22 protein-coding genes and 2 pseudogenes are annotated in these 23227 nt (G+C 39.3%); 14 read left to right on the forward strand and 10 right to left on the reverse strand.

Annotated elements, in window-relative coordinates; genetic code table 11:
- Nucleotides 1-145 precede the first annotated feature (145 nt).
- From FQ204_RS00590 to FQ204_RS00610, 5 genes are all read left to right on the forward strand, one after another.
- The gene (locus FQ204_RS00590; protein WP_144207300.1) at nucleotides 146-1411 is read left to right on the forward strand and encodes a PTS sugar transporter subunit IIC; all 1266 of its coding nucleotides are present in this window, start codon (nucleotides 146-148) and stop codon (nucleotides 1409-1411) included.
- Between the two features lie 12 nt (nucleotides 1412-1423).
- The gene (locus FQ204_RS00595; RefSeq protein ID WP_144207303.1) at nucleotides 1424-2320 is read left to right on the forward strand and encodes a haloacid dehalogenase-like hydrolase; all 897 of its coding nucleotides are present in this window, start codon (nucleotides 1424-1426) and stop codon (nucleotides 2318-2320) included.
- 38 nt (nucleotides 2321-2358) lie between these two features.
- Nucleotides 2359-2679 carry a PTS sugar transporter subunit IIB gene (locus FQ204_RS00600; RefSeq protein ID WP_144207306.1) on the forward strand — a complete coding sequence of 107 codons (321 nt, stop codon included), beginning with the start codon at nucleotides 2359-2361 and terminating at the stop codon, nucleotides 2677-2679.
- 9 nt (nucleotides 2680-2688) lie between these two features.
- On the forward strand, nucleotides 2689-3012 hold the full coding sequence (locus FQ204_RS00605; protein WP_144207309.1) for a PTS lactose/cellobiose transporter subunit IIA: 324 nt from the start codon (nucleotides 2689-2691) through the stop codon (nucleotides 3010-3012).
- A gap of 312 nt (nucleotides 3013-3324) precedes the next feature.
- Nucleotides 3325-5028, forward strand: coding sequence for a carboxylesterase family protein (locus FQ204_RS00610; RefSeq protein ID WP_144207312.1), 1704 nt, complete (start codon nucleotides 3325-3327; stop codon nucleotides 5026-5028).
- 273 nt (nucleotides 5029-5301) lie between these two features.
- On the opposite strand, the gene FQ204_RS00615 is transcribed toward FQ204_RS00610, so the two are convergent.
- The 6 genes from FQ204_RS00615 to FQ204_RS00640 form a co-directional block, all read right to left on the reverse strand.
- The gene (locus FQ204_RS00615) at nucleotides 5302-5820 is read right to left on the reverse strand and encodes an AAA family ATPase (RefSeq protein WP_144207316.1); all 519 of its coding nucleotides are present in this window, start codon (nucleotides 5818-5820) and stop codon (nucleotides 5302-5304) included.
- A gap of 24 nt (nucleotides 5821-5844) precedes the next feature.
- On the reverse strand, nucleotides 5845-6252 hold the full coding sequence (locus FQ204_RS00620; protein WP_144207319.1) for a hypothetical protein: 408 nt from the start codon (nucleotides 6250-6252) through the stop codon (nucleotides 5845-5847).
- Nucleotides 6253-6278: 26 nt separating this feature from the next.
- Entirely contained in the window at nucleotides 6279-7025 is a 747-nt protein-coding gene (locus tag FQ204_RS00625; RefSeq protein WP_260843517.1) for an aminoglycoside N(3)-acetyltransferase, read from the reverse strand.
- A 70-nt stretch (nucleotides 7026-7095) separates the two neighbouring features.
- The gene (locus tag FQ204_RS00630) at nucleotides 7096-7746 is read right to left on the reverse strand and encodes an ABC-2 transporter permease (protein WP_144207326.1); all 651 of its coding nucleotides are present in this window, start codon (nucleotides 7744-7746) and stop codon (nucleotides 7096-7098) included.
- Nucleotides 7746-8480 (reverse strand): ABC transporter ATP-binding protein, encoded by a 735-nt coding sequence (locus tag FQ204_RS00635; RefSeq protein ID WP_144207699.1) that lies wholly within the window; start codon nucleotides 8478-8480, stop codon nucleotides 7746-7748. Before FQ204_RS00635 ends, FQ204_RS00630 begins: the two co-directional genes overlap by 1 nt.
- Before the next feature lies 1 nt (nucleotide 8481).
- Nucleotides 8482-8694 (reverse strand): AbrB/MazE/SpoVT family DNA-binding domain-containing protein, encoded by a 213-nt coding sequence (locus FQ204_RS00640; protein ID WP_144207329.1) that lies wholly within the window; start codon nucleotides 8692-8694, stop codon nucleotides 8482-8484.
- A gap of 834 nt (nucleotides 8695-9528) precedes the next feature.
- On the opposite strand from FQ204_RS00640, the gene FQ204_RS00645 reads away from it, so the two are divergent.
- Together FQ204_RS00645 and FQ204_RS00650 are read left to right on the forward strand one after the other, a co-directional pair.
- Entirely contained in the window at nucleotides 9529-11451 is a 1923-nt protein-coding gene (locus tag FQ204_RS00645; RefSeq protein ID WP_144207332.1) for a beta-glucoside-specific PTS transporter subunit IIABC, read from the forward strand.
- A gap of 274 nt (nucleotides 11452-11725) precedes the next feature.
- Complete coding sequence (locus tag FQ204_RS00650; protein WP_144207335.1) at nucleotides 11726-12991, forward strand: CapA family protein; 1266 nt, start codon at nucleotides 11726-11728, stop codon at nucleotides 12989-12991.
- Nucleotides 12992-13086: 95 nt separating this feature from the next.
- Here FQ204_RS00650 and FQ204_RS00655 read toward each other — a convergent pair whose 3' ends face one another.
- The 3 genes from FQ204_RS00655 to FQ204_RS00665 form a co-directional block, all read right to left on the reverse strand.
- Nucleotides 13087-13923 (reverse strand): C39 family peptidase, encoded by an 837-nt coding sequence (locus FQ204_RS00655; RefSeq protein WP_144207702.1) that lies wholly within the window; start codon nucleotides 13921-13923, stop codon nucleotides 13087-13089.
- 67 nt (nucleotides 13924-13990) lie between these two features.
- Complete coding sequence (locus tag FQ204_RS00660) at nucleotides 13991-14512, reverse strand: HXXEE domain-containing protein (protein WP_144207338.1); 522 nt, start codon at nucleotides 14510-14512, stop codon at nucleotides 13991-13993.
- Between the two features lie 14 nt (nucleotides 14513-14526).
- The gene (locus tag FQ204_RS00665; RefSeq protein ID WP_144207341.1) at nucleotides 14527-15396 is read right to left on the reverse strand and encodes an AraC family transcriptional regulator; all 870 of its coding nucleotides are present in this window, start codon (nucleotides 15394-15396) and stop codon (nucleotides 14527-14529) included.
- 111 nt (nucleotides 15397-15507) lie between these two features.
- Here FQ204_RS00665 and FQ204_RS00670 point away from each other — a divergent pair, with 111 nt between their 5' ends.
- Both FQ204_RS00670 and FQ204_RS00675 read left to right on the forward strand, forming a co-directional pair.
- Nucleotides 15508-16947 carry a glycoside hydrolase family 1 protein gene (locus FQ204_RS00670; protein ID WP_144207344.1) on the forward strand — a complete coding sequence of 480 codons (1440 nt, stop codon included), beginning with the start codon at nucleotides 15508-15510 and terminating at the stop codon, nucleotides 16945-16947.
- The gene (locus FQ204_RS00675) at nucleotides 16937-17323 is read left to right on the forward strand and encodes a VOC family protein (RefSeq protein ID WP_144207347.1); all 387 of its coding nucleotides are present in this window, start codon (nucleotides 16937-16939) and stop codon (nucleotides 17321-17323) included. Before FQ204_RS00670 ends, FQ204_RS00675 begins: the two co-directional genes overlap by 11 nt.
- A gap of 488 nt (nucleotides 17324-17811) precedes the next feature.
- Here the strand turns inward: FQ204_RS00675 and FQ204_RS00680 are convergent, their stop codons facing one another.
- Entirely contained in the window at nucleotides 17812-18957 is a 1146-nt protein-coding gene (locus FQ204_RS00680; protein ID WP_144207350.1) for a cobalamin-independent methionine synthase II family protein, read from the reverse strand.
- Between the two features lie 362 nt (nucleotides 18958-19319).
- Between FQ204_RS00680 and FQ204_RS00685 the strand changes: the two are divergent.
- The 5 genes and pseudogenes from FQ204_RS00685 to FQ204_RS00705 all read left to right on the forward strand — a co-directional run.
- A pseudogene (locus tag FQ204_RS00685) lies at nucleotides 19320-19835 on the forward strand (HAD-IIB family hydrolase); the annotation flags it as partial.
- Nucleotides 19817-21757: pseudogene (locus FQ204_RS00690) on the forward strand (helix-hairpin-helix domain-containing protein); the annotation flags it as partial. The pseudogenes FQ204_RS00685 and FQ204_RS00690, both read left to right, overlap by 19 nt.
- Nucleotides 21744-22193 carry a SprT family protein gene (locus FQ204_RS00695; RefSeq protein WP_144207354.1) on the forward strand — a complete coding sequence of 150 codons (450 nt, stop codon included), beginning with the start codon at nucleotides 21744-21746 and terminating at the stop codon, nucleotides 22191-22193. The pseudogene FQ204_RS00690 and the gene FQ204_RS00695, both read left to right, overlap by 14 nt.
- Nucleotides 22194-22297: 104 nt before the next feature.
- Nucleotides 22298-22570, forward strand: coding sequence for a PspC domain-containing protein (locus tag FQ204_RS00700; RefSeq protein WP_025271868.1), 273 nt, complete (start codon nucleotides 22298-22300; stop codon nucleotides 22568-22570).
- A gap of 50 nt (nucleotides 22571-22620) precedes the next feature.
- Entirely contained in the window at nucleotides 22621-23142 is a 522-nt protein-coding gene (locus FQ204_RS00705; protein ID WP_144207357.1) for an NUDIX hydrolase, read from the forward strand.
- Nucleotides 23143-23227 lie beyond the last annotated feature (85 nt).

Below are 23227 nucleotides of genomic sequence, written 5' to 3' on the forward strand. Positions count from 1 at the left end.
ATATATTGATTATAAAAAATTATCAAATAGAAGTGGAAACGCTTGACTTTTTAGAATAATTATTTTAAAATATAATCAAAAAGAGAGATAAAATTCATTTTATCTGTTATTTGGTAATATATTATAATCAAAGGAGATTGTAAAGATGGATAAATTTTTACAAGCAAAACTAATGCCCATTGCTATTAAGCTGGGAAACAACAAGGGCTTAATAGCGATTCGGGATGGCATTACACTTGCGATACCTTTACTGCTGATTGGATCCTTATTTATGGTCATTGCTAGTTTCCCTGTTCCAGGTTGGGAAGCGTATTTGACAAAAATCGGCGTTTCTGCTTATTTGTGGAAAGGTGTGGATAGCAGTTTTGGTTTGATTGGTTTAGTAGCTAGTTTTGGGATTGCTTACTACATGAGTCGGCAATATAAAGTCGATGGAATTCCTTCTGGAATTATCTCGCTCGCTGCGTTTATCACAGTAACGCCATTTCTTGCTACGAAGACAGGAAATGGTGTACCAACGGCATTTTTGGCTTCACAAGGTCTTTTTGTAGCCATTATTCTTGGTTTGGTAAATGGTTACATCTATCAATGGTTCATCAATCATAATGTTCAAATTAAGATGCCTGACGGTGTTCCGCCAGCAGTTTCAAAAAGTTTCAGTGCGATTATTCCAGGAGCAGTGATTATCACAGGTTGGTTACTGGTTTATGCCCTCTTAGCTAGTCTAAAACTGCCAAACCTGCATGCTGTGGCGCAGACTGTCTTAGGAAAACCGCTAGGTTTGCTTGGCAATAATTTATTTGGATTGATTATTCTAGTTGCTTTAAATAGTTCATTCTGGTTTGTTGGACTTCACGGAGGAAATGTTGTCAATGCTGTTATGAAACCACTGTGGCTTTCTAATCTGGATGCAAACAAAGTTGCTTATCAAGCAGGAGAAAAATTACCACATATCTTCACTAGCGTCTTTATGGATAATTTTGTCTTCATTGGCGGCGGTGGCGCAACTATTGGTTTGGTATTAGCAATTGGTTATTTGGCAAAAAAGAGAAAATCAAGTCAGCAAATCAAAACATTGGCACCTATTACAGTGGTTCCAGGTTTGTTCAATATCAATGAGCCAACCATGTTTGGTGTTCCAATTGTCTTAAATATTTTGTTGTTATTCCCATTCATTTTGGCTCCCATTTCTAACCTAATTGTCGCTTGGTCAGCCATGGCAAGTGGCTTAGTACCTCTAACTTATACCGATCCAGGCTGGACAACTCCACCGATTATCAGTGGTTTGCTGGCAACGGGAAGCATTAAAGCGTCTATTTTACAAGCGGTTCTTATTGTGATTGATATTTTAATCTATATCCCATTTGTGATTGCCATTGAAAAACGCTTTAAGGCAGAAGAAAATCAGTAAGGAGATGAGAATATGAAACGACTCATTAGTGCAAATTCTTCGGAAATTCTAAGCATGACTGCTCAAGAACTCAAACAAAGCATTCAAGCGAGTGAAGGGCGTGTTGTGTTATCTGAAAATGTTGTCATTCGTGAAACCTTTGTCGGAGACATTACCAATGCTGAAATTGCAAAAGCTTTCGGTGCAGATATGATTTTACTGAATTGTTTAGATGTTTTTCAGCCGGAAATATTTGGTTTGGAGTGTGAAAAAGATCAAATTGTTCACGAATTGCATCGTTTGGTAGGGGCTCCGATTGGTGTCAATTTAGAGCCGGTTGATTTGCAAGCAGATATGCTGGAGGAAGTGCAAGTGATTGCTGCTGGTCGGCAAGCCAGTCAAGCTTCTTTTGAGCAAATAGAAAAATTAGGTTTTGATTTTGTCTGCTTGACAGGAAATCCTGGTACAGGCGTCAGCAATAAAGAAATTATTGCTGCGGTGAAATTGGCTAAACAATATTTCTCAGGCTTGATTATAGCTGGGAAAATGCATGGTGCAGGAGTGTCCGAGCCAGTTGCAGATCTTCAAACAGCTGAACAATTATTAGAAGCTGGTGCAGATGTGATTTTAGTACCAGCCGTTGGAACGGTTCCTGCTTTCAACGATGAGGAAATGAGAGCTGTCGTAGATTTAGTACATAGTAAAAAAGGTTTGGTATTAAGTGCTATTGGTACTAGCCAAGAGACATCAGACGTTGAGACGATTAAGCAGATTGCACTTCGCAATAAAATCTGCGGTGTGGATATTCAACATATTGGAGACGCAGGCTACGGTGGCTTGGCAGTAGTGGATAATATTTATGCACTAAGCAATACGATTCGTGGTGTTCGACATACTGTGTCACGTCTAGCAAGATCCATTAATCGGTAGAAAAATCATTGACTCTAATGAAATAGAAAGGAACAATTATGACTAAAGTTACCATTATGTTGGCATGTGCTGCGGGCATGAGTACTAGCTTGCTTGTCACAAAAATGCAGGCTGCAGCGGATGAAAAAGGCTTGGAGGCAGAGATTTTTGCAGTCCCAGCGCCAGAAGTAGACGATATTCTTTCAGAGAAGAAAGTAGATGTTTTGTTATTAGGGCCACAGGTACGCTATCTTTTAGATCAATTTACAGAAAAGCTAAATCAAAAAAATATCCCAGTTGGAGTTATCCCAATGGTGGATTATGGCATGATGAATGGTCCGAAAGTATTAGCATTAGCTGAGGAACTCATTGGAGAGTAGAAGATCAATATGGAACATTCAAATTTAGAAAGTATCATGTCCCTCATTATGTATGGTGGTGAGGCAAAGAGTAATGCTTTTGAGGCGATTCAAAAAGCTAAGCAAGGGCTTTTTGAAGAAGCACGAGAAAAATTAAAAGCAGCAGACGAGGCATTGGTTTTAGCGCATAAGTCACAGACAGCGATGCTGACACAGGAGGCGCAAGGCGAAAAAATTGAGCTCAGCCTCCTGATGGTGCATGCTCAAGACCATTTGATGACCAGCTTAACGTTTATTGATTTAGCGAAAGAAGTCGTTGAAGTGTACGAACGACTAAACCAAGTGGTTAAATAATCTTTTAAAACTTTGATAGGTTGAACGACTTGTCAAAGTTTTTTATATTAGCAACAGATGACCGCTTTATTTATCATTTGATAATTCTTAAAAAAGTTTTAGAAACCGCTTGCAAAACAATAAAATTATGTTACACTTAAAATAAGGGTTGTTACTGGTCATGCAGGCAAAACCTAGACAAATACAAAATATAGAGTAGTCAGGCTACTTTCTATTTAGTATGTGTTTAGGTTTTTTCTTTGTTTTAGGAAGGAGGGGACAGCATAGAAAACAAAGAAAACTTTTTCAATATCAATATAAAGGAGACAGTACATGAACTTTAGAAACTTTTGCAAATGGATAGGGCTAGCTATTTCACTTATGATTTTAGTCGCTTGTAGTCAGACTTCAAAGCAGGGAGAGCAAAAAAATAATCATTTAGCTGTTCGCCAGACAGAGTACGGTCTGGTGAAAGGGAGCACTACAAACGGTATCCTTACCTGGAAAGGTGTTCCGTACGGCGGAGACACTTCTGGAGCTAATCGCTGGAAAGTCCCAAGCAATCCTAAAAAGTGGAAAGGAGAACTTGATGCTAGTAAATCTGGTCAAGTAGCTCTTCAATCAAGCACAGATGGCGTTATTGGTAGTGAAAATGCTTTGAATTTAGATATTTATCGTCCAAATTCAAATAAAAAGAAGCTACCGGTTCTGGTTTATATTCATGGAGGAAATAATCAAACTGGGGAATCAGAAGAATTGTCAGGGGCTTCGTTTGTCAAAACCCATGATGCAATCTTTGTTTCTGTGAACTATCGTTTGGGTGTTTTAGGTTTCAATCCTCTTCCTGCACTGAAAACAGGTAGTGATGAAGAAAATTCTGGCAATTATACTCTGCTGGATATTGCAAAATCGTTAGATTGGATTCGAGCAAATATTGAAAACTTTGGCGGTGACTCTAAAAACGTTACTGTTTCAGGTTTTTCGGCAGGCGGTCGTGATGTAATGGCGATGTTGATTTCGCCAATTTTCAAAGGGAAATTTGATAAAGCTATCTCCTTCAGTGGCGGTATGACACTAGCTGATGAGTCTAAGAGCCAAGATGTATTCGCAACGGCTTTAGCGCCACTGGTTGTAGAAGATGGTAAAAAAGGATCTGTAGAAGAAGCGAAAGCTTGGTTGTTAACGCGCGACAATGAAGTTAAGGATTATTTATATCATTTAGATGCGAAACGCTTGGCTCCTTTGATGGGAAATGCCTCTATCCGCATGAGTGTTTTCCCACACCTCTATCCTGATGGAGTTGTGTTGCCAAAAGAAGGATTTGACACCAAGAATTATAACAATGTTCCATTATTGATGTTAACAGGTCAAGATGAATTCTCCTTATTTGGATATTTTGATAAGTATTTCGCTAAAGCTCAAGAAAATAAAACCATGACTCAAGAACCTGCTGCAAGTGATTACGCCTTTATCAATAAATATGGTGGTCAACTTTATAGTCTCTTTAATGTTCAAGAATCAGCAGAAAAAATGATTGCCAATTATAAGTCGCCAATTTATGCAGGTGAGGTTCAATTCGGTCACGATCCAGCTGTTGTTGGCTCTCCAATGTCAACTTTTGGCTCGTATCATGGAGTTTTTGTCCCGCTTTTTGATCAAGATAATCAAAATTATAAAGCATTAGTTGGTGATGCTTATAAGAGCAATGGCGCGAAAAAATTATCTACTATTTTCCAAGATTATATCTATCATTTCATCTCTAATGGCAATCCAAATGGCAAAAATTTGCCAGAATGGAAAACTTGGTCAGCAGCTGGCGATGAAACGACTCTTTATTTAGATGCGACTAAAAAAGATGCTAATATTAAGATGGGAAAGAAAGAGTTTACCTATGCAGATGTTTTGGATGCCATCGAAAAAGATACTAGTGTCCCTACAGATAGAAAACAAGTTTTGATCTCACAAGTTTTAAATGGTCGTTGGTTTAGTCATGACTTAGATGAAAAATATAATAATTTATCAGAATTTGATAAATAATAGATCGCTTCAAACTGAACTTTTTAGATAGTTTTAGAATCAAAAACGAGACAGCCAAAAGTGATAAATATCCTTGGTTTTGTCTCGCTTTTTTGTATAAACTTATCGCAAACTTCCAATTATCATTTTGAATATTCTTAAATGCTCGTAACGCCTTGCTATATAAGTTTTCGGGCGTTTTTTCTTTAGGAAGACCTTTATGTAATCTGTTATGAATGGATTATCAAATTTTCAAAAGACATGTGTCTTCGTTCAACGCTTATATTATACCTCTTAAACAAAGAATCTATTTGACGATTTTATTATATTCACAGTTTCTTTAATACCTAAATGATCCGTATAAAGTAAATGGTTCTGATTGATATTTTTTGATAGAAACTCATTTCTTGATGTGATTGATAAATCACCCGTTCTTTCGATTTCTTTTCTAGAAGAATCTCTATCTTTAAGAGTTTGTTCTTCTGCTAGTAACACACAGTATTTTAAGTTTATCTGTCTTGTCTTTAAGAAGTCTGCAATTTTTTTAAGTTGCTCCTCAAAGATGACATATTCTATGACAACTGTGATACCTCTGTCCATGAAATTTTTGGTCAAACTGATGATATTGTCCCAAAACAGATCCATATAGTAGCCATCATCTTCCCATGGTGCTACCAACCCACTTTTAACCATTAAATAAATCATGTCCCCTTCTATAACAGCGCTCTTATCAAATGTAGCAGCTAACTCTTTGCTGACAGTACTTTTCCCGACGCCTGGAGGACCTGAAATGATATAAACACAATTTTCCAATGTAATACCTCTATAAATTCAAAGTTAATGAATAGATAAAAAATATAATGCCTCATCTCTTATTTTCTTGTCATTTAATTTATTTTCACAAATTTCTTTCAACAGGCTTAAATAATACTCTTTATTATCCGTTCCATTTATTATACGATTCAACATCCAAATAGTATGCAAAGTTGGCTTTCTTTTTATGGAATCGACAAGTTCTTCTTCATATCCTTTTTTATAAAATGTCTCAACAAAATGTACTATCGCACCCGGATCTCCAAAGTGGATAAAAGGATTTCTTTCCATAAGTTGAAGCAAAGGCTTTACCGAAGCTAATTGGTTATGATTGCGTTTAATATCTTCTATACAATCAATCATAACGATTTCAAAATCATCACAATTTATATTATCTTCAATTTTTTTGATTATTGTATTTAATTTATACATATCGAATCATTCCCACAACTTCCAATTTATCTACGATTGTTTTCAATCCAGAAAACAGAAAAATCCACTAGATGGCGTTGCTTCATTAATCTGGAATCGGCATTACCGACTTTGCCTATTTTTGCCAGACCTCTTTTTTCAAATGCCCTTCCGATGTCCTCAAAATCTTCTCCGTCAACGAATAAGGTCTGATAAGCCTTCCATATCCGAACACCGTCTTCAAGTATGGCACTATGCTCAATACAGTCATGTTTCCCTGGATATTCTGCACGTACATCCGCTAGGTGTATAGAGGTATTTTTGTCATAGCCAACTCCTAATAAGAGTACTTTTGCATCCAGTTCATAGAGTTTTGCAATGGGTGAGCCTTCTCCAAATATATTTGAAAGAGTATGTTCCGCTGTAATATATTCCGCATGTTTCCCCCATGCACAAACAGATCTTGCTGGATGATCTGTTCGGATGCTGCCTGGCCATTGACGAAACATTTCTGCAACAGCTCCCATGGTATTTGTCGGGGTTAAGTCTTTATCATATGCCGGCCAATTTTCTCTGATTTTATCCCAGTCAGACTCCTCCCCCTCCCAATGCACACCTGTTTCCGGATCCAGATTTTTCCATGACTGTGTAGGCATCACAATGGTACCCTCAGAAGTAACGACTTCAAGCAGAGCTTCAATCACAGCCTGCGCTCCACCACATACATAGCCCATGCTTTTTAAGGATGTATGGACAATGACAATGTCTCCTTCTTTCAGGCCGATTTCTCTCAATCCCTCTACTATATCTTTTTTTGCTTATTGTTCTCATCATCTTTCCCTCTTATCGTCAATGTACTCTACTTTACAAATCAATCTTTTCAAAATTTTTTATAGATTTTTGATAGGATAACCAGGTACACAGCATAAATAAGACCATGCCAATTACGAATATGACAAGCTGCGGTATGCTTACGTAGGAAGGGTCATTCAAACTTTCTAAACCGGGAATATGATGCAAGGCTTCACCCACAGTGATGATGATAAAACCAGCTAGGCAGAACAGGATAAAAGGTTTCCCAATCTGGTAAGCTGTCTTAAAAAATCCTCCGAGAAAAACGCTGTTAAAGGCCGCAAATACAAGCATTACATAACCAAGGTAGGCTGCATTGGCATTCATCAATTGATTGGTAACATAAGGAGCGGCATTCCCTAAAAAACTCATCCTCATAATCGTTAGAAATGTACAAAGAATAAAGGCCGTCAATTCGATAAACAAGACAAATAAATACTTAGCTGTAACCACGTCCTGTTTCTTAACAGGCAGCATCACCGTGTAGGTTATATCATCATATTCCCGAACCTGCTGGTAGGTATAAAAAATGCCCAGGCAGATAAAGAAGGAACCTACAAGAATAGGATATCTTGGAATCATAGTCATGGCTGAAAAGACGATAAACCAATAACTCAAGGGAGTAGCTGTCAGTTTCATTTCCTTATACAGTAGTTTTTTCATCAGAGATTCACCTCTTCTCTTTCGATATGCACCATAATGTCCTCAAGTGTCGGACTGCCACCCATTTCTGTTGCGTAATACTGAATGAAATCTTCTTTCTTGGTCGATAACAGGATTTCTCCGTTTTTGATATAGGTAATTGTATCCGCACATTTTTCTAAATCGCTGGTGATGTGGGTGGAGAATAGAATAGCGACACCTTTTTGGGCCAGTTTTCGGAAAATTTCATTCATTTCATCTCTGGAGACCGGATCGAGTCCACTGGTCGGCTCATCCAGAATTAAAAGCTTGGCCTGATGGGAAAGAGCCAAAGTAAGATAAAATTTCACCTTCATCCCCTCAGAAAGCTCCATAATCTTCTTGTTTTCGTCAAGATTAAATGCAGCTAGGTAATGATGATACTCCTCGTCATCCCAAGTGTCATAGAAGCCACGAGTGATTGCCACAATTTCTTTTAGCTTTTTTCTTTTATAATAACTGATTCCACCTACTGCATAACCAATCTGCTGTTTAATGGTATCCTCATTGTCCAAGTAATCCATTCCAAGAATACGGACACTGCCTGCATCAGGATGGACCAGGTTTAGGATAGACTTAAGCGTCGTTGTTTTACCTGCACCGTTGCGCCCGATAAAGCCCATCACTTCACCAGCCTCAATATGAAAGCTAGTCGGTTTTAGTGCAAAAGCCGGATAAGTTTTCATGAGACCATTTATTTCCAGAATATTTTCCATATCAGTCATCCTCTTTCTCTTCAAAAGCCACTTCCATTAAGTGAGCAAATGCTCCCTTTGGCGGTATAGCAATCCCTCGGTTTTCATCACCCAGAAGCAGAATTGTATCACCAGGTTTGATATGAAATACCTCACGCGCCTTTTTCGGTATTACGATCTGACCCTTTTCTCCAACTGTAGCTGTCCAAGCATATTTCCCTTTTGGTGAGTTCATAATAATTTCCTCCTTTTTGGTATGATTAGTATAATTTGTATAACTTATCATACCACATAATCCCTCCAAAAACAAGTATTGATGATATATCAAAAAACTCACTGCTACCTCACCAATATATTTAACGATTTCAGGAACTTTTCTTGGCTTTGTCTGATAAACCTTTTAGAGAAAACTCCATAATTAGCCTCTTTCAAATACTTTTATTCAAATGCGTTCGTATCTTTTCCTGAAATAATATGGATGAATCTAATGTCATTTTAAAAAGTCTTGTTAATAGAAAACCATCTTGAATAAATTAGTAAAATGCTTTTAACGGAACGCTTACCTGAGTCAATCGTCCCTGTTCGGTCATAGGTACGCGTCTGAAAGCGTGCCCTCTTCTTTTTGAATACGTCCTTCACGGCGAAGTGCGGAGAATTTCAGTTCCTCAAAGGTCACATCATTATTACCATCTTTCTAATTGAGTAAAAAAAGATACCTCCTATTTGAAGCGCCTACCTTTGCGAATATCCAATTTGTGCTGGGAGTGCCTTTTTAAGCTTCACCTTTCAAGGGAAATCGCTTCTAGTATTTATGCGGATAATTGAGATTTTATGATATTTTTGGTGTAAAAATAAAAAAAGTTTTAGAAACCGCTTGCAATAAAATAAATTTGTGCTATACTTAATTTACGGATTGTTACTGGTCATGCAGGCAAAACCTAGACAAATACGAGATATAAGGTAGGAAAACTACTTTCTATTTGGTGTGTGTTTAGGTTTTTTTGTTACAGTTGTTCTATATTTATATGTGCAACGAAACGGATGACCTAAAAATTAAAGGAGGTCCATTATGGCAAAAGATTATACTGACTTAGCTCAGGATATTGTTGCTCACGTTGGTGGTAAGGAAAATATTACCAAGTTAGTGCATTGTGTGACGCGTTTGCGTTTTTCTCTGAAAGATGAGAGCAAGGCAGATACGGAATACTTGAAAAATAGAGATGGTATTGTAACGGTTGTGAAAGCCGGAGGGCAATACCAAGTGGTGATTGGGAACCACGTACCAGATGTGTACGCAGCTGTCACAAAGGCGGCAGGTATTTCTGGTGAGGGTAGTATTGATGCGGATGAGGGAGATGTACCTCAAGGAAATCTCTTTGACCGGTTTATTGCCTTAGTATCGGGGCTTTTCCAACCAATGCTGGGCGCTCTGTCGGCAGCCGGTATGATCAAAGGTGTGGTTGCCATTATGGCAGCTTGTGGCGTTAAGTCGACAGACGGTGCTTATGTTGTACTTAATGCAGCTGGTGACGGATTCTTCCAATTTTTACCATTGATTTTGGCTTTGACTGCTGCTAAGCGGTTTAAAATGGAAAAATTCACAGCGCTTGCGATTGGCTTTGCCTTGGTCTATCCAAATATTGCAGCCAGCTTTACAGCTGATAAACCACTCTATACGCTTTTTGCAGGAACACCGATTGAATCGCCTATCTTCACGACTTTCTTCGGGCTTCCAATCATTTTCCCTGCTTCCAGCTATCTGTCTACCGTTTTGCCAATCATTGCTGCTGTATGGATTGGTTCAAAAATTGAAAAAGGCTTCAAAAAAGTCATTCCTGATGTTGTCAAAGTCTTTATCGTTCCTTTCTTTACCCTTTTGATTACCGTACCCTTGGCTTTTCTTGTAATCGGACCCGTTATGACCTGGGCTTCTGACTTGGTCGGTGCTCTCTTCACCGGTATCTATGGTTTCAGTCCAATCCTATACGGACTTGTCCTTGGTGCCACTTGGCAGATTTTGGTCATGTTTGGTCTCCATTGGGGGTTGGTACCTTTGGCCATTTTGGAGCTGCAAAAAGGACCTGGTGTCCTCTTGGTTGCTTCTATCGCCATCTGTTTTGCTCAAGCAGGAGCTTTGCTCAATATCATGATGCGGACCAAGGAGGAAAAAGTTCGTCAACTTTCTATTCCGGCCTTTATCTCAGCCCTATTTGGTGTGACTGAACCAGCTATTTACGGGATTACCCTACCTATGCGTACGCCTTTTATCATGACTTGTATTTCAGGAGCCCTGACTGGATCCTATCTGGCCTTCTTTGATGTAAAATTGCAAGTTATGGGTGGTATGGGACTGTTTGCTATTCCTTCCTTTATTGAGGTTGGCAATTCCATGACTCTGATTCATTTCTTGATTGCTATCGTAGCAAACTTAGTACTCGGATTTGGTTTAACCCAGCTAGTCAAGATTCCAACTCTTTACGGAGGAGCGCAAGAAGTTGCTGCTGAGGAAATCAGTCAGCCAGTTGAAGAAATTGCTCCTGAACAAGTCATTCCAACTCCAATTGTTGGGAAAGTAGTCGCACTTGAAGATACGCCTGATGCTGTTTTTGCAAGTGGGGCAATGGGACAAGGGGTAGCGATTGAGCCTAGCGTTGGGGAAGTTATAGCTCCTGCTGACGGTGTCGTTCGTTTGCTTTTCCCAACCAATCATGCGATTGGCTTGGCTACAGATGATGGCGCTGAAATCTTGATTCACGTGGGCATGGATACAGTTGCTCTTGAGGGAGAAGGCTTTACAGCACATGTTACCCAAGGCTCAAAGGTCAAGGCTGGTCAATTATTGCTCAGCTTTGATATGGATGCTATCAAGAAAGCTGGTTACCCAGTTACTACACCAGTAATCGTAACCAATACAGCTGACTATAAAACAGTTGAAACGCTGGCTAACGGTGATGTGCAGCTAGGCGACGCTTTATTAAAAGTAAGTAAATAATCTAAGAAAAAGGACAAGTAGTTATACGGTTTCAAACAGTTGGTTGAAAAATCCAATTGAAGAACAGTATAATTTGCTTCGTCCTTTTTATTATTTAGGGAACTATATAACAGTTTACACCAATCACAATATGTAGTATTTTGAAACAAGATTTTTGTAAATTTGACAACTATACTTTGCGGTTGTGTAAACAGGTACATAATTCCCATTATTTATCATTTCCTGCGTCAAGTTTGCTTCTTTGTGCTACAATGTAAGTAGAGGAGAATGGAACATGAAAAGAATGGAACGAAAAATACAGTCAGCAACGAATTGGCAGTTTATTTTAGGCTTGCTTTGCGTAGTGTTTTTAGCAGCAGGTGTGATTTTATTAGCTGAAAAAATAAACGATAGCATGAAGATTAAGGCAAAGCCGACAAAAACAAGTGTTGTACAAAAGGAAAAAACGTCTTCTTCTCAAGACGGTGTACAGACGGCTCGTATCATGGCAAATGGAGATTTGCTGTATCATGACCTTCTATATATGAGTGCTTTACAGTCAGACGGAACGTATGATTTCACAGAAAACTATCAATATGTCAAACCTTGGCTGAAAAAAGCGGACTTAGTATTAGGAGACTTCGAGGGGACGATTCGACCAAATTATCCTTTGGCAGGCTATCCGCTGTTCAATGCGCCAGAGTCGGTGGTGTCAGCTATCAAAGACGCTGGTTATCAAGTCGTGGATTTGGCGCACAATCACATTTTGGATTCCCAATTAGAAGGTGTTATCACAACTGCTCAAGCCTTTGAAAAACAAGGCATTACACCGATTGGGGTTTACACTCATGAAAATCGGAATAAATCGTCACTTGTCATTAAAAAAGTAAATGGGATTAAAATTGCGCTCCTGGCTTATTCTTATGGGTTCAATGGCTTGGAGGAAAACATCTCTCAGGCAGACTACAATCACCATTTGTCGGACTTTAATGAAGAAAAGATGAAAAAAGAAATTGAGCGAGCTGAAAAAGAGGCTGACATTACCGTTGTCATGCCACAGATGGGCGTGGAATACAAGCTTGAACCGACAGAAGAACAAGTCACTCTTTATCATAAAATGATTGAATGGGGAGCGGACATTATTTTTGGCGGGCATCCGCATGTCGTTGAGCCGTCAGAAGTCGTCACACAAAATGGGCAAAAGAAATTCATTATCTATTCTATGGGAAATTTCATCTCCAATCAGCGAATCGAGACGATGGATGGTGTGGAAAATAAGAAATGGACAGAACGCGGCGTGCTCATGGACGTGACAGTTGAGAAATCAAAGAAAGGGACGATTATCAAGAAGGTACAGGCACATCCAAGTTGGGTTAGTCGTGTGGCGAAAGGAACGTATTCACCAGAAGGCTATCCTCTTTATACCTACCAGACCTATATTTTAGAAGATTTCATTGAAGGTGGAAAATACCGTGATAAATTAGATCAAGCCACTAAAGAACGAATTGATACTGCTTATCAGGAAATGAATGAGCATGTAAATTTGAAATGGGACGAATGAGTTTATCCCTTTAGAGAAAAAAGGCCAGAGATTCTTGCATGAAGAATTTCTGGCTTTTTGTTTTCGATACAATTCAGTAATAGGATAGAAGAGTTTTACCATGCATAGTTTGGCTCAGTACAACTTACCATTGCATGTAGCAATTCTTCTGGGCTAACAATTTTCAACCCAGCATAAACAGGATCTTGAACCAGATAAGAAGGATCTATGTAATATATATAGGCAACATCTGACCCATCTGCTGTCAAGACATATCCTACACCAATAACATTATGCTCTCCACTTCTACCTGGATACATTTTTGAATTATCAATAGTATAATACATTGGATAGCCGTCATTGATATTTTGAATCAGACGTTTTTTGAATCGTTTCATATCTTCTGAATCAGAATTAGGATTCGTTACAGTTACTAAACGATAGCCTGCTTGATTTCCTGACGGTACATCGTAGCCAAACAAATGGCGATTTAAAATCTTTACGGCATTGCTATTATGAGTTCCAAAAGTTTCATCTGTTCCCATTTCGTTGGCTAACTGGGCTTGGTCAATCTGAATACCTCTACTTGCAAGTATCATGGATACTGTGGCTGGAGCACAGTAATTCCACCGTCGTTGGACAATTGTAGAAATGTTTAGTTGAACTTTTTGTCCTCCTGCATGACTGTCTTTGTCTATGTTATCTATAGATTCAGAGGGGACCTTTTCATTTGCAGTTGAAGAATTGCTTTCTCCAGCAGTTGCGGTTTGAGAAGAACTTGTCTGGCTTGAACTAGAAGCACTTTGTTGAGAGGTAGAAAAATGAGAGCTTTGCGTTTGCTTGGTTTTAACAGTATTTGATGACTTCGCTGGTGCTGTTTTCCCATGAGTACATGCAGTAATAAGAGTGAAAACGAATAAGAAAACGATTAACGAATTTATGCCTTTTTTCATCATTCTATCTCCTCTTATTTCTCAAAACCATCATGCTACATTTTTAACTTTAATTTCATGAACCCGTTTACATTTTCAGTATACTATTTATGTTAAAGTTTTTCAATCTTTTCTGGGTTGCAAAAAAGAGATTGCTGATGACAATGAGAATACCAATGAGACTGAAAAAGAGGAGTTCAACTGTGTTGACACGAAGTAAAGTGCTTGCTTTCCAAATGATGATACTGCTAACTGGTAAGCACAGGATAGAGGTCGCAAGAGCTGGGATATAGCGCCTAAACCAGATAGCTTGCAGGATATGAACTACTAGATGAAGAGCAAAAGCGACAAATCCGCCCAGCCAGATGAGATAAAGTAGGCGGGTGTGGCAAATAAGAGCAAAGAAAGAGACGAGGACTACCACGATAAATTCCTCTGCCACAGCTAGCGTGAAGCCTTCTGTGGATAAGCCTTTGTGGGTATTTAGAATGAAAGCAGCTTTTTTCGCCAGCAGTTTTTCATTTCGCTCTATCCACGGCATGAAGCTGGTGATTTCTTCCAAATCATGAAAAATGAACAGCAGCGGAAACAACCAGATAGTATCTTTCATTGAATGCCTCTTTGTTATTTTTTCCGATATTGACTAGGAGTTATTTGGTAATACTTTTTAAACTGACGATTGAAGTTAGAGAGATTATTAAAGCCAGACTGTGTAGCAATTTCTAGGACGGGCAAGGTAGAGTGTTGCAAGAGTTCAGCCGCTTTTCGCAAGCGAAATTGAATCACGTATTCTATACACGATACACCCAGATGTTTCTTAAAGAAATTCATAAAATGGGTGTCGCTATAACCACAAATTTGAGCAAGTTGGTCAATCGTGAGTTCCTCTTGATAATGACTACCAATATAGTCAATAATGGTACGGATTTTTTCTTCTTTGCGATAGCCTTCTAAGGATTGCTCTTTTGAAATCACATAACCATTTTCAAATAAGAGATAAAAAAGTTGATTGAGCTGGGCTTTGAGTTGAAATTCAAAATACTCTGTACGGTAATAACCTGTTTTCATGGCATCAAGTAGACACTGACGAATGTCTGCATAGGCTGGTTGATTGGGCTTGATGACACGAACAAAATCTAGCTGACCATTATAAAGTGGCTGCAAATATCCAATACTAGCTTGCTCCATAGCAGAATAGCCCATTAAGTCCAAATGAAAGTTGATCGCATCCATATAATGGCGACGATTTTCAATCGGGTGAATGGAGTGAAGAGCATTGGGACGAATGAGGATAATATCACCTGCTTCACTATTAAAGTAATCGTAATCAATGTGAAACTGCGCAGATCCCTCATGAACATAGATTAGTTCAACATCCGTATGCCAATGAAAGAGAATATCCGGTTGCCCATTTTTTGTAATGGTCCGTGTGAGAGAGTAAGGAGTGCCTTGATTTTTGTAAACGATATCTTTGTGTAAAGTTCCCAGATCCATAAGTGTTGCCTCTTTCGTAGAATAATACCAATTTATAAGAGAATTGTGTTATAAAATACTCTTGTTTAAGATTATAATATAATTAAGTAAAAAATAAAAGAGGTAAAAGCCATGAGTAAATTTCCAGCAGACTTTCTTTGGGGCGGTGCAACAGCTGCCAATCAATACGAAGGCGCTTACGATGTGGATGGTAAAGGTCTTTCGGTTCAAGATGTGACACCAAAAGGCGGTATACCAGCTAAAGCAGGCGATCTCAATCCTTTGATTACAGATGAACCAACGCTCGACAATCTCAAATTAGAAGGGATTGATTTTTATCATCGTTACAAAGAAGATATTGCCCTTTTTGCAGAAATGGGCTTCAAGGTTTATCGTACGTCCATTGCTTGGTCACGGATTTTCCCAAATGGTGATGAAACGGAGCCAAATGAAGCAGGTCTAAAGTTTTATGATGACCTCTTTGATGAATTGGCAAAATATGGCATCGAGCCTTTAGTGACTTTGTCGCATTATGAAACACCGCTATACTTGGCACGCAAGTATAATGGTTGGGCAAATCGTGATTTGATTGGTTTTTATGAGCGCTATGTACGCACTGTCTTTACTCGCTACAAAGACAAGGTGAAATATTGGTTGACTTTTAATGAAATCAACTCCGTTCTTCATGCTCCGTTTATGAGTGGAGGGATTGCAACACCAGTAGAAGAATTGTCCAAGCAAGACCTTTATCAAGCTGTTCATCATGAACTAGTGGCATCAGCTCTTGCAACGAAGATTGGGCATGAAATCAATCCAGACTTTAAGATTGGTTGTATGGTACTAGCCATGCCAGCCTATCCGATGACGCCAAAACCAGAGGATGTACTGGCTGCCCGTGAATTTGAAAATCAAAATTATCTCTTTTCAGATATTCATGCGCGTGGTAAATATCCAGCATATATGAACCGTTTCTTCAAGGAAAATGGAATCGAGATTCAATTTGCGCCGGGTGATAAGGAATTGATGGCAGAACATACCGTGGACTTCATCTCCTTCTCTTATTATATGAGTGTGGTTCAAGCTCATGACCCAGAAAGTTATTCTTCTGGTCGTGGAAATGTTCTAGGTGGTCTGCAAAACCCTTATCTGGCAAGTTCTGAATGGGGTTGGCAAGTTGACCCAATCGGTCTGCGTCTGGTTCTCAATGCTTTCTATGACCGCTACCAGTTGCCGCTCTTTATCGTAGAAAATGGTCTCGGTGCTAAAGATGTCTTGGTAGATGGTCCTAATGGTCCAACTGTTGAAGATAATTATCGTATTGATTATCTTAAACAACATTTGCAACAGGTCGGCGAAGCGATTGAAGATGGTGTTGAACTCTGGGGCTATACCACTTGGGGCTGTATTGACCTCGTGTCTGCTTCAACAGCTCAGATGAGCAAGCGTTACGGATTTATCTATGTTGACCGAAACGATGATGGAACAGGGACTTTGGCTCGCTACAAGAAGAAATCATTTGATTGGTATAAAGAAGTTATTGCAACGAACGGAGAAAAACTCTATGAAGATTGAACATGCAGCTCTTTATGTTCGAGATTTAGAAGGGGCTAAACGCTTCTTTGAAACGTATTTTGAAGCAAAAAGTAACCAGCTCTACCATAATCAGAAAACAGGTTTTCAGTCTTACTTCCTCAGCTTTGACGAAGGAGCAAGATTGGAAATCATGACCCGAAAGGAAGGTTTAGCAGAGAACAACCAAGAACTTCTCTTTTTGGGCTATCATCATTTGGCTTTTAGTCTAGGAAGCAAGGAAAAGGTAGATGAACTGACAGCTAGACTCCAAGCAGATGGCTATCAACTTTTAAGCGGTCCACGCCTGACAGGTGATGGTTACTATGAAAGCTGCATTCTGGCTTTAGAAGGCAATCAGATTGAGTTGACAGTATAGTTTGATAAATTTGCTCCTTATAAATAGAGAGTGGGACAAACATCAATTATTCGAAGAATGTGATTTTTCAGCAAGTCCTAGTTTCTAGTTGCTGACCTAAAACAGTTCACTGGACTGTTCTACTCCCCCCTCCGCACAGTTGGTTAGGATAGTCAATATCACCGATAGAGCAAGGGGTAAGGCTATCCGACCAATCACTGCGTCTTGCAAGCTAAACTATAAAATGCATGAGGCTGGGAACTTTTGTCCCAACCTCCTTTTTCGTGTTAAACAAATAAACTGAAAAGACATCAGGTGGAAAATATCCCAGTGCAGCTCTCTGTTGTTTTTAATGTAAAAATTTGCCAAATAGAGAAATCATTTTGATTTTACTCTTTTTCAGTCGTATTTATTGCCAAAGGTCAAAAAAGACAAACCTCAAAAAGAAGTTTGTCTCGCGTTTTATAAGGGATCGCTAAACAGTCACAAGAGTTGTCGCCACGTACAACTTAATCCCAAAACTTTTTAGCGATTTCTTGACCTTGTTTGATTTTAGCCCATTGTTGTGGAATAGCTAGTTCATTGCCTGAATCGCAGGAAGCAAAACCGCATTGATGTGACAGCAGGAGACGCTCCTTAGGAAGGATAGTGCTGGCTTGTTCTAATAAACGAAGTACACGTTCTTCATCATCTAGATCAGTTGTCTTGCTAGAAAGGAGACCAAGGACAACTTCGGCATCTTTATCTTTAAGAGAAGCAAGAGCCTTCAAGTCACCCGATACATCACTGTCCCATTCTAAGAAAAAGCGGTCATAGTGTTGATCACGTAGGAATTTTTCCGCAATGGCTTCATAAGTTCCGCCTGAGGCAGACCGGCTTTCATAGTTTCCGCGGCAGTTGTGTGTCCAAACTTTCAGTCCTAGCTGATGTCCATAATCCGCTACCTCATTATTGATTGCAATGAATTCATCAGCTAAATCAGCCAGCGCAGCATTGCCATCGGCAAAAAATGAAGCAGGATTTGATTCGTCGAAAAGTTCCCAGAGGCAGTCGTCAAATTGAATGATTTCACCGCCAGCTTCCTTATATTCTGCCAAGAATTCTTTGTAAGCATTGATGAGACCAGTCTTTAATTCTTCATTTGTTTTGTAAACTTGCTCATCGCCAGCCAGTCCGTCAAAAATAGCCAGTTCTGTGTAAGCATGAGCAGGTCCCCAAATGGTTAATTTGGTTTGCGTGTCACCAGCTTCTTCCTTGAGTAATTTGTAAATGTCTAAGAAATGATGATTCTTCCCTGAAAGAGGTTCAGTGATACGGATACCAATATCTTTGCGGGTCTCATATTGTCCGCCGTCATGGTCTTGGAAAGTATAACCGTGATCTGCGATATAACGTTCAATACCTTTAAGACCCCAAACAAAGTCTAAGTGCCACATTGATTTTGAGTATTCGCCGTCTGTCAGAATATCAATACCGTTTGCCTTTTCATCAGCAATCACTTTTTTGATTTCTGCTGTCTCTGTCTCATGATAACCAGGAAAATTATCGTAAAATGGATAGTGAATATCATCACGATGTTCGATTTTATTTTTGTAGGCAAGTAGGTTGGCTGGGCGAAGTAAGGAGCCAACGAGCTGGAATTTTGATTGTGTCATGTCAAAAGCCTCTTTCTAAATTTCTTACTTTTTATTGTACACAAGCAAAGCACTTTTGAAAAATAGTTAATTTAGAGGAAGGGACATAGTTTAAAACTATACCTGAAAGATCAGTCCCTGCTTGAATACAATTGTTTCCTCTTCACCCCTCTTTTTGATAAAATAGAAGAAAAGACTTTGTTTACTATTTTGCTATTTTTTAAATGTGCTATAATTTTTTTGAAATAGGATGTAAATGTAGTCAATCCTGTCCTGCATTATCCAAGCAAAATTACAGAAATGGCAAAAGGATAGTTGTACATCATGAAATAAATGAACGTTGGGATTTGAATTTGAAATGAATGATTGTTAGAGGTGATAACATGACAATTAAGATGATTGTGACCGATATGGACGGAACGCTCTTAGATGAAAAAGGGGAATTTGATCGAGGTCGGTTGAAAAATATATTGGATGAGCTGGATAAGCGGGAGATTCGGTTTGTGGTGGCAACGGGCAATGAAATTCACCGAATGCAATTGCTATTTGGTGATTTGCTGGAGCGCGTGACGTTGATTGCTGCAAACGGTGCGCGGATTTTTGATAAAAACGAGGTACTGCTGGGTACATGTTGGTCTCCAGACTTGGTGGAACAGGTCTTGTCTTACTTTGAAGGAAGAGAACGTGATGTACACCTCATTGTCACAGCTGAAAATGGCGCTTTTGTCAAAACGGGGACGATTTTCCCTATGGTTGAAAAAGTCATGACAGCAGAAATGGCGCAAGAATTTTATCAAAAGATAAACTTTGTCGAAACATTACGTCCAGACGATTTTCCACAAGTTTTGAAAATGAGCATGGTGGTAAACGAGCAAGTAACCTCAGAGAGCGCAAAGCGACGGTGTTGGCGAAGATTGAAGAGCAAGGAAAACTGACGGACAAATTGCGTGCGGCTATTGAAGCAGCTGAAAAATTGACTGATGTGGAGGAACTCTATCTTCCTTACAAAGAAAAGCGTCGGACAAAAGCTACGATTGCGCGTGAAGCAGGACTTTTTCCATTGGCACGTCTCATATTGCAAAATGCTGCCAATCTTCAAGAGGAAGTAACTGCCTTAATTAGCGAAACATTTCCGACGGCAGAAGCAGCTCTAGCTGGAGCTGTCGATATTTTAGTGGAAGCCATCTCAGAAGATGTGCAGCTGCGTGCTTGGACCTACCATGAAATGCTGACAAATTCAAGTATTGTTTCAACTTTGAAAGACGCCGATTTGGACGAAAAACAAATATTTCAAATCTATTATGACTTTTCAGAAAAAATTGCGGATATGCAAGGATATCGCACCTTAGCACTCAATCGTGGTGAAAAGCTAGGTGTTCTCAAAGTTGGTTTTGAGAACAATGTAGATAAAATTATCCGCTTCTTTGAGGTGCGTTTTAAAGTCAAAAACGATTACATCCATGAGGCAATCCAGCAAGCGGTCAAAAAGAAAATCATCCCAGCTATGGAACGGCGGATTCGGACAGAATTGACTGAAACAGCAGAAGACGGGGCCATTCAGCTCTTTTCTGACAATCTTCGGAATCTGCTCTTAATTGCGCCACTCAAGGGACGCGTGGTACTAGGATTTGACCCAGCTTTTCGGACAGGAGCCAAACTAGCAGTCGTAGATGCCACTGGGAAAATGCTGACAACACAGGTCATCTATCCTGTTCCACCAGCAAAAGCAGTGCAAATCGAAGCTTCTAAGCAAGATTTATCAAACTTGATTGACCAATTTGGTGTTGAAATCATTGCCATTGGAAATGGAACAGCTAGTCGTGAAAGCGAAGCATTTGTCGCTGAAGTATTGAAAACTCATCCAAATGTGAGTTACGTTATTGTCAATGAAAGCGGTGCATCTGTTTATTCTGCTAGCGAATTGGCGCGACACGAATTTCCTGATTTGACAGTCGAAAAACGTTCGGCTATCTCTATCGCGCGTCGACTGCAAGACCCCCTTGCAGAGTTAGTCAAAATTGACCCAAAATCAATCGGTGTTGGTCAATACCAGCATGATGTGAGCCAGAAAAAATTATCTGAAAGCTTGGATTTTGTTGTGGATACCGTTGTTAACCAAGTCGGCGTTAATATCAATACCGCAAGTCCCTCTCTTCTATCGCATGTGGCAGGGTTAAATAAAACGATTTCTGAAAATATTGTCAAATATCGTGAAGAAGAAGGTGTGATTCGTTCGCGTGAGGAGATTAAAAAAGTTCCTCGTCTGGGTGCTAAAGCATTTGAGCAGGCGGCAGGGTTCTTACGGATTCCTGAAAGTGAGAATGTTTTAGACAATACAGGCGTTCACCCAGAGAGTTATCCAGCTGTTGAAAAATTATTCCAAAGACTTGCAATTACGGACTTGGATCAAGTCGCTCAGGAAAAATTGCAGTCTTTAGATGTCAAAAAAGTTGCTGCAGATTTGGACTTGGGAGAAGCTACTCTTAAGGATATCATTGCAGACTTGCTCAAGCCAGGTCGAGATTTACGTGATTCGTTTGATGCGCCAGTTCTGCGTCAAGATGTCCTTGATATAAAGGATTTACAAATTGGACAAAAGTTAGAAGGCGTTGTCCGCAATGTCGTTGATTTTGGTGCTTTTGTGGATATTGGCATTCATGAAGACGGTTTGATTCACATTTCTAAGCTCAGCAACAGCTATGTCAAACATCCGAGTCAAGTTGTTTCTGTTGGTGACTTGGTAACCGTTTGGGTAGACAAATTGGATATAGAAAGAGAAAAGGTCAATCTTTCCTTGGTGGCACCTCGTGAATCTAACTAACTATGTCAAACAAGTCTCTTTGGAAGATTTTGGTAAAGAATTTCGACATAAGGCTTCTTGGAACAAGCGTCTCCGCTCAACGGGCGGGCGCTTTTTTCCAAAAGATGGTCATCTCGATTTTAACCCTAAAATCTATGAACAGTTTGGTTTAGAAACCTTCCGAAAAATTGTGTGGCATGAGTTGTGCCACTATCATCTTTACTTTGAAAAGAAAGGTTATCGACATAAGGATCGAGATTTCAAGCAATTATTGAAAGCCGTTAACGGTTTGCGCTACGCACCGACTTTATCAAGCCAATCAACTGCAAAAACGCTTGTTTATCAATGCCTGCATTGTCATGTACAATATCATAGAAAAAGACGAATCAATACTGAGCGGTATTGCTGCGGACGTTGCCAAGGGAAACTCATTTTTGTCAGACAGTTGCAGTCTTAATGACTATTTTCGCGAAACAGTCAGAAATCCGCCTAGGGACGGATGGCATGATGACTGAAATGTGCTACACTAGATTTAGTATCAATGAAATAGGCTAAATGATTATGAAAACAAAATTTTATAAATTACGCCGAAATAGTGCTGTATCAGGAGTCTTGGCTGGTTTGTCTGACAAATTTGGTTTAGATGTAGGGCTTGTTCGCTTTTTATTCGTTTTATTTACCATTTCTAATTTGGGCTTAGGGATTATCATCTACATCATCTTATCATCTGTAATGCCTTACAAGGAAGATGTAGAAGAAGAAATGTATGGGACAGGACCTCGTAAGCGCAAAGAAGCAGAGGCAATCAAGGAAGATGACGGTTGGTTTTGGTGAGTGTGATGGAGTGAGCACCAGTTTATATATGCTAGAAAGGAGTTCGGACAATGGACTCCTTTATTTTAGGGGGAGAAGAAATGGAATATTGGGATGCTTATAATGGACAAAGAGAGCGACAAGGAAAGTTTCTAAAAAGAGGGCAACCAATTGCGGAAGGACAGTATCACCTTTGCGTCAATGTTTTCGTTCGTCATATAGATGGGGAATTTCTCCTGATGCACCGCAGTCCAAAAAAAGAAATTCATCCTAATTATTATGAGTTTGGTGCAGGAGGAAGTGTGTTGGCTGGTGAAGATAGCATGACCGCAGCCTATCGTGAATTGCAGGAAGAAACTGGGCTGATTCCTAGAAAAATACAACTGATTGAGCAGACGACTTCACCTAAAGAACACTGCCATTTTGATTTTTATGTGGCAATCGTCACAGAGAAAGATGTGAAATATCAAGAAGGTGAAACGGATAGCCACATCTGGCTGAAACCTAGTGAACTCCGTTATTTTATGAATCGTTATCCTTTATTTCAAATTCAAAAACAAATTGTAGAAAAGATGATTCAGTCAGAGAAGTAATAAATACTATGTATGTTTATCCATTTTCTTTAAAAACAAGGATGAAACTCTCCTTTAACCTGAAAATTTGCTATAATAGAAAAAG

This window comes from Streptococcus constellatus (assembly GCF_902167705.1).
Lineage (GTDB): Bacteria > Bacillota > Bacilli > Lactobacillales > Streptococcaceae > Streptococcus > Streptococcus constellatus_A.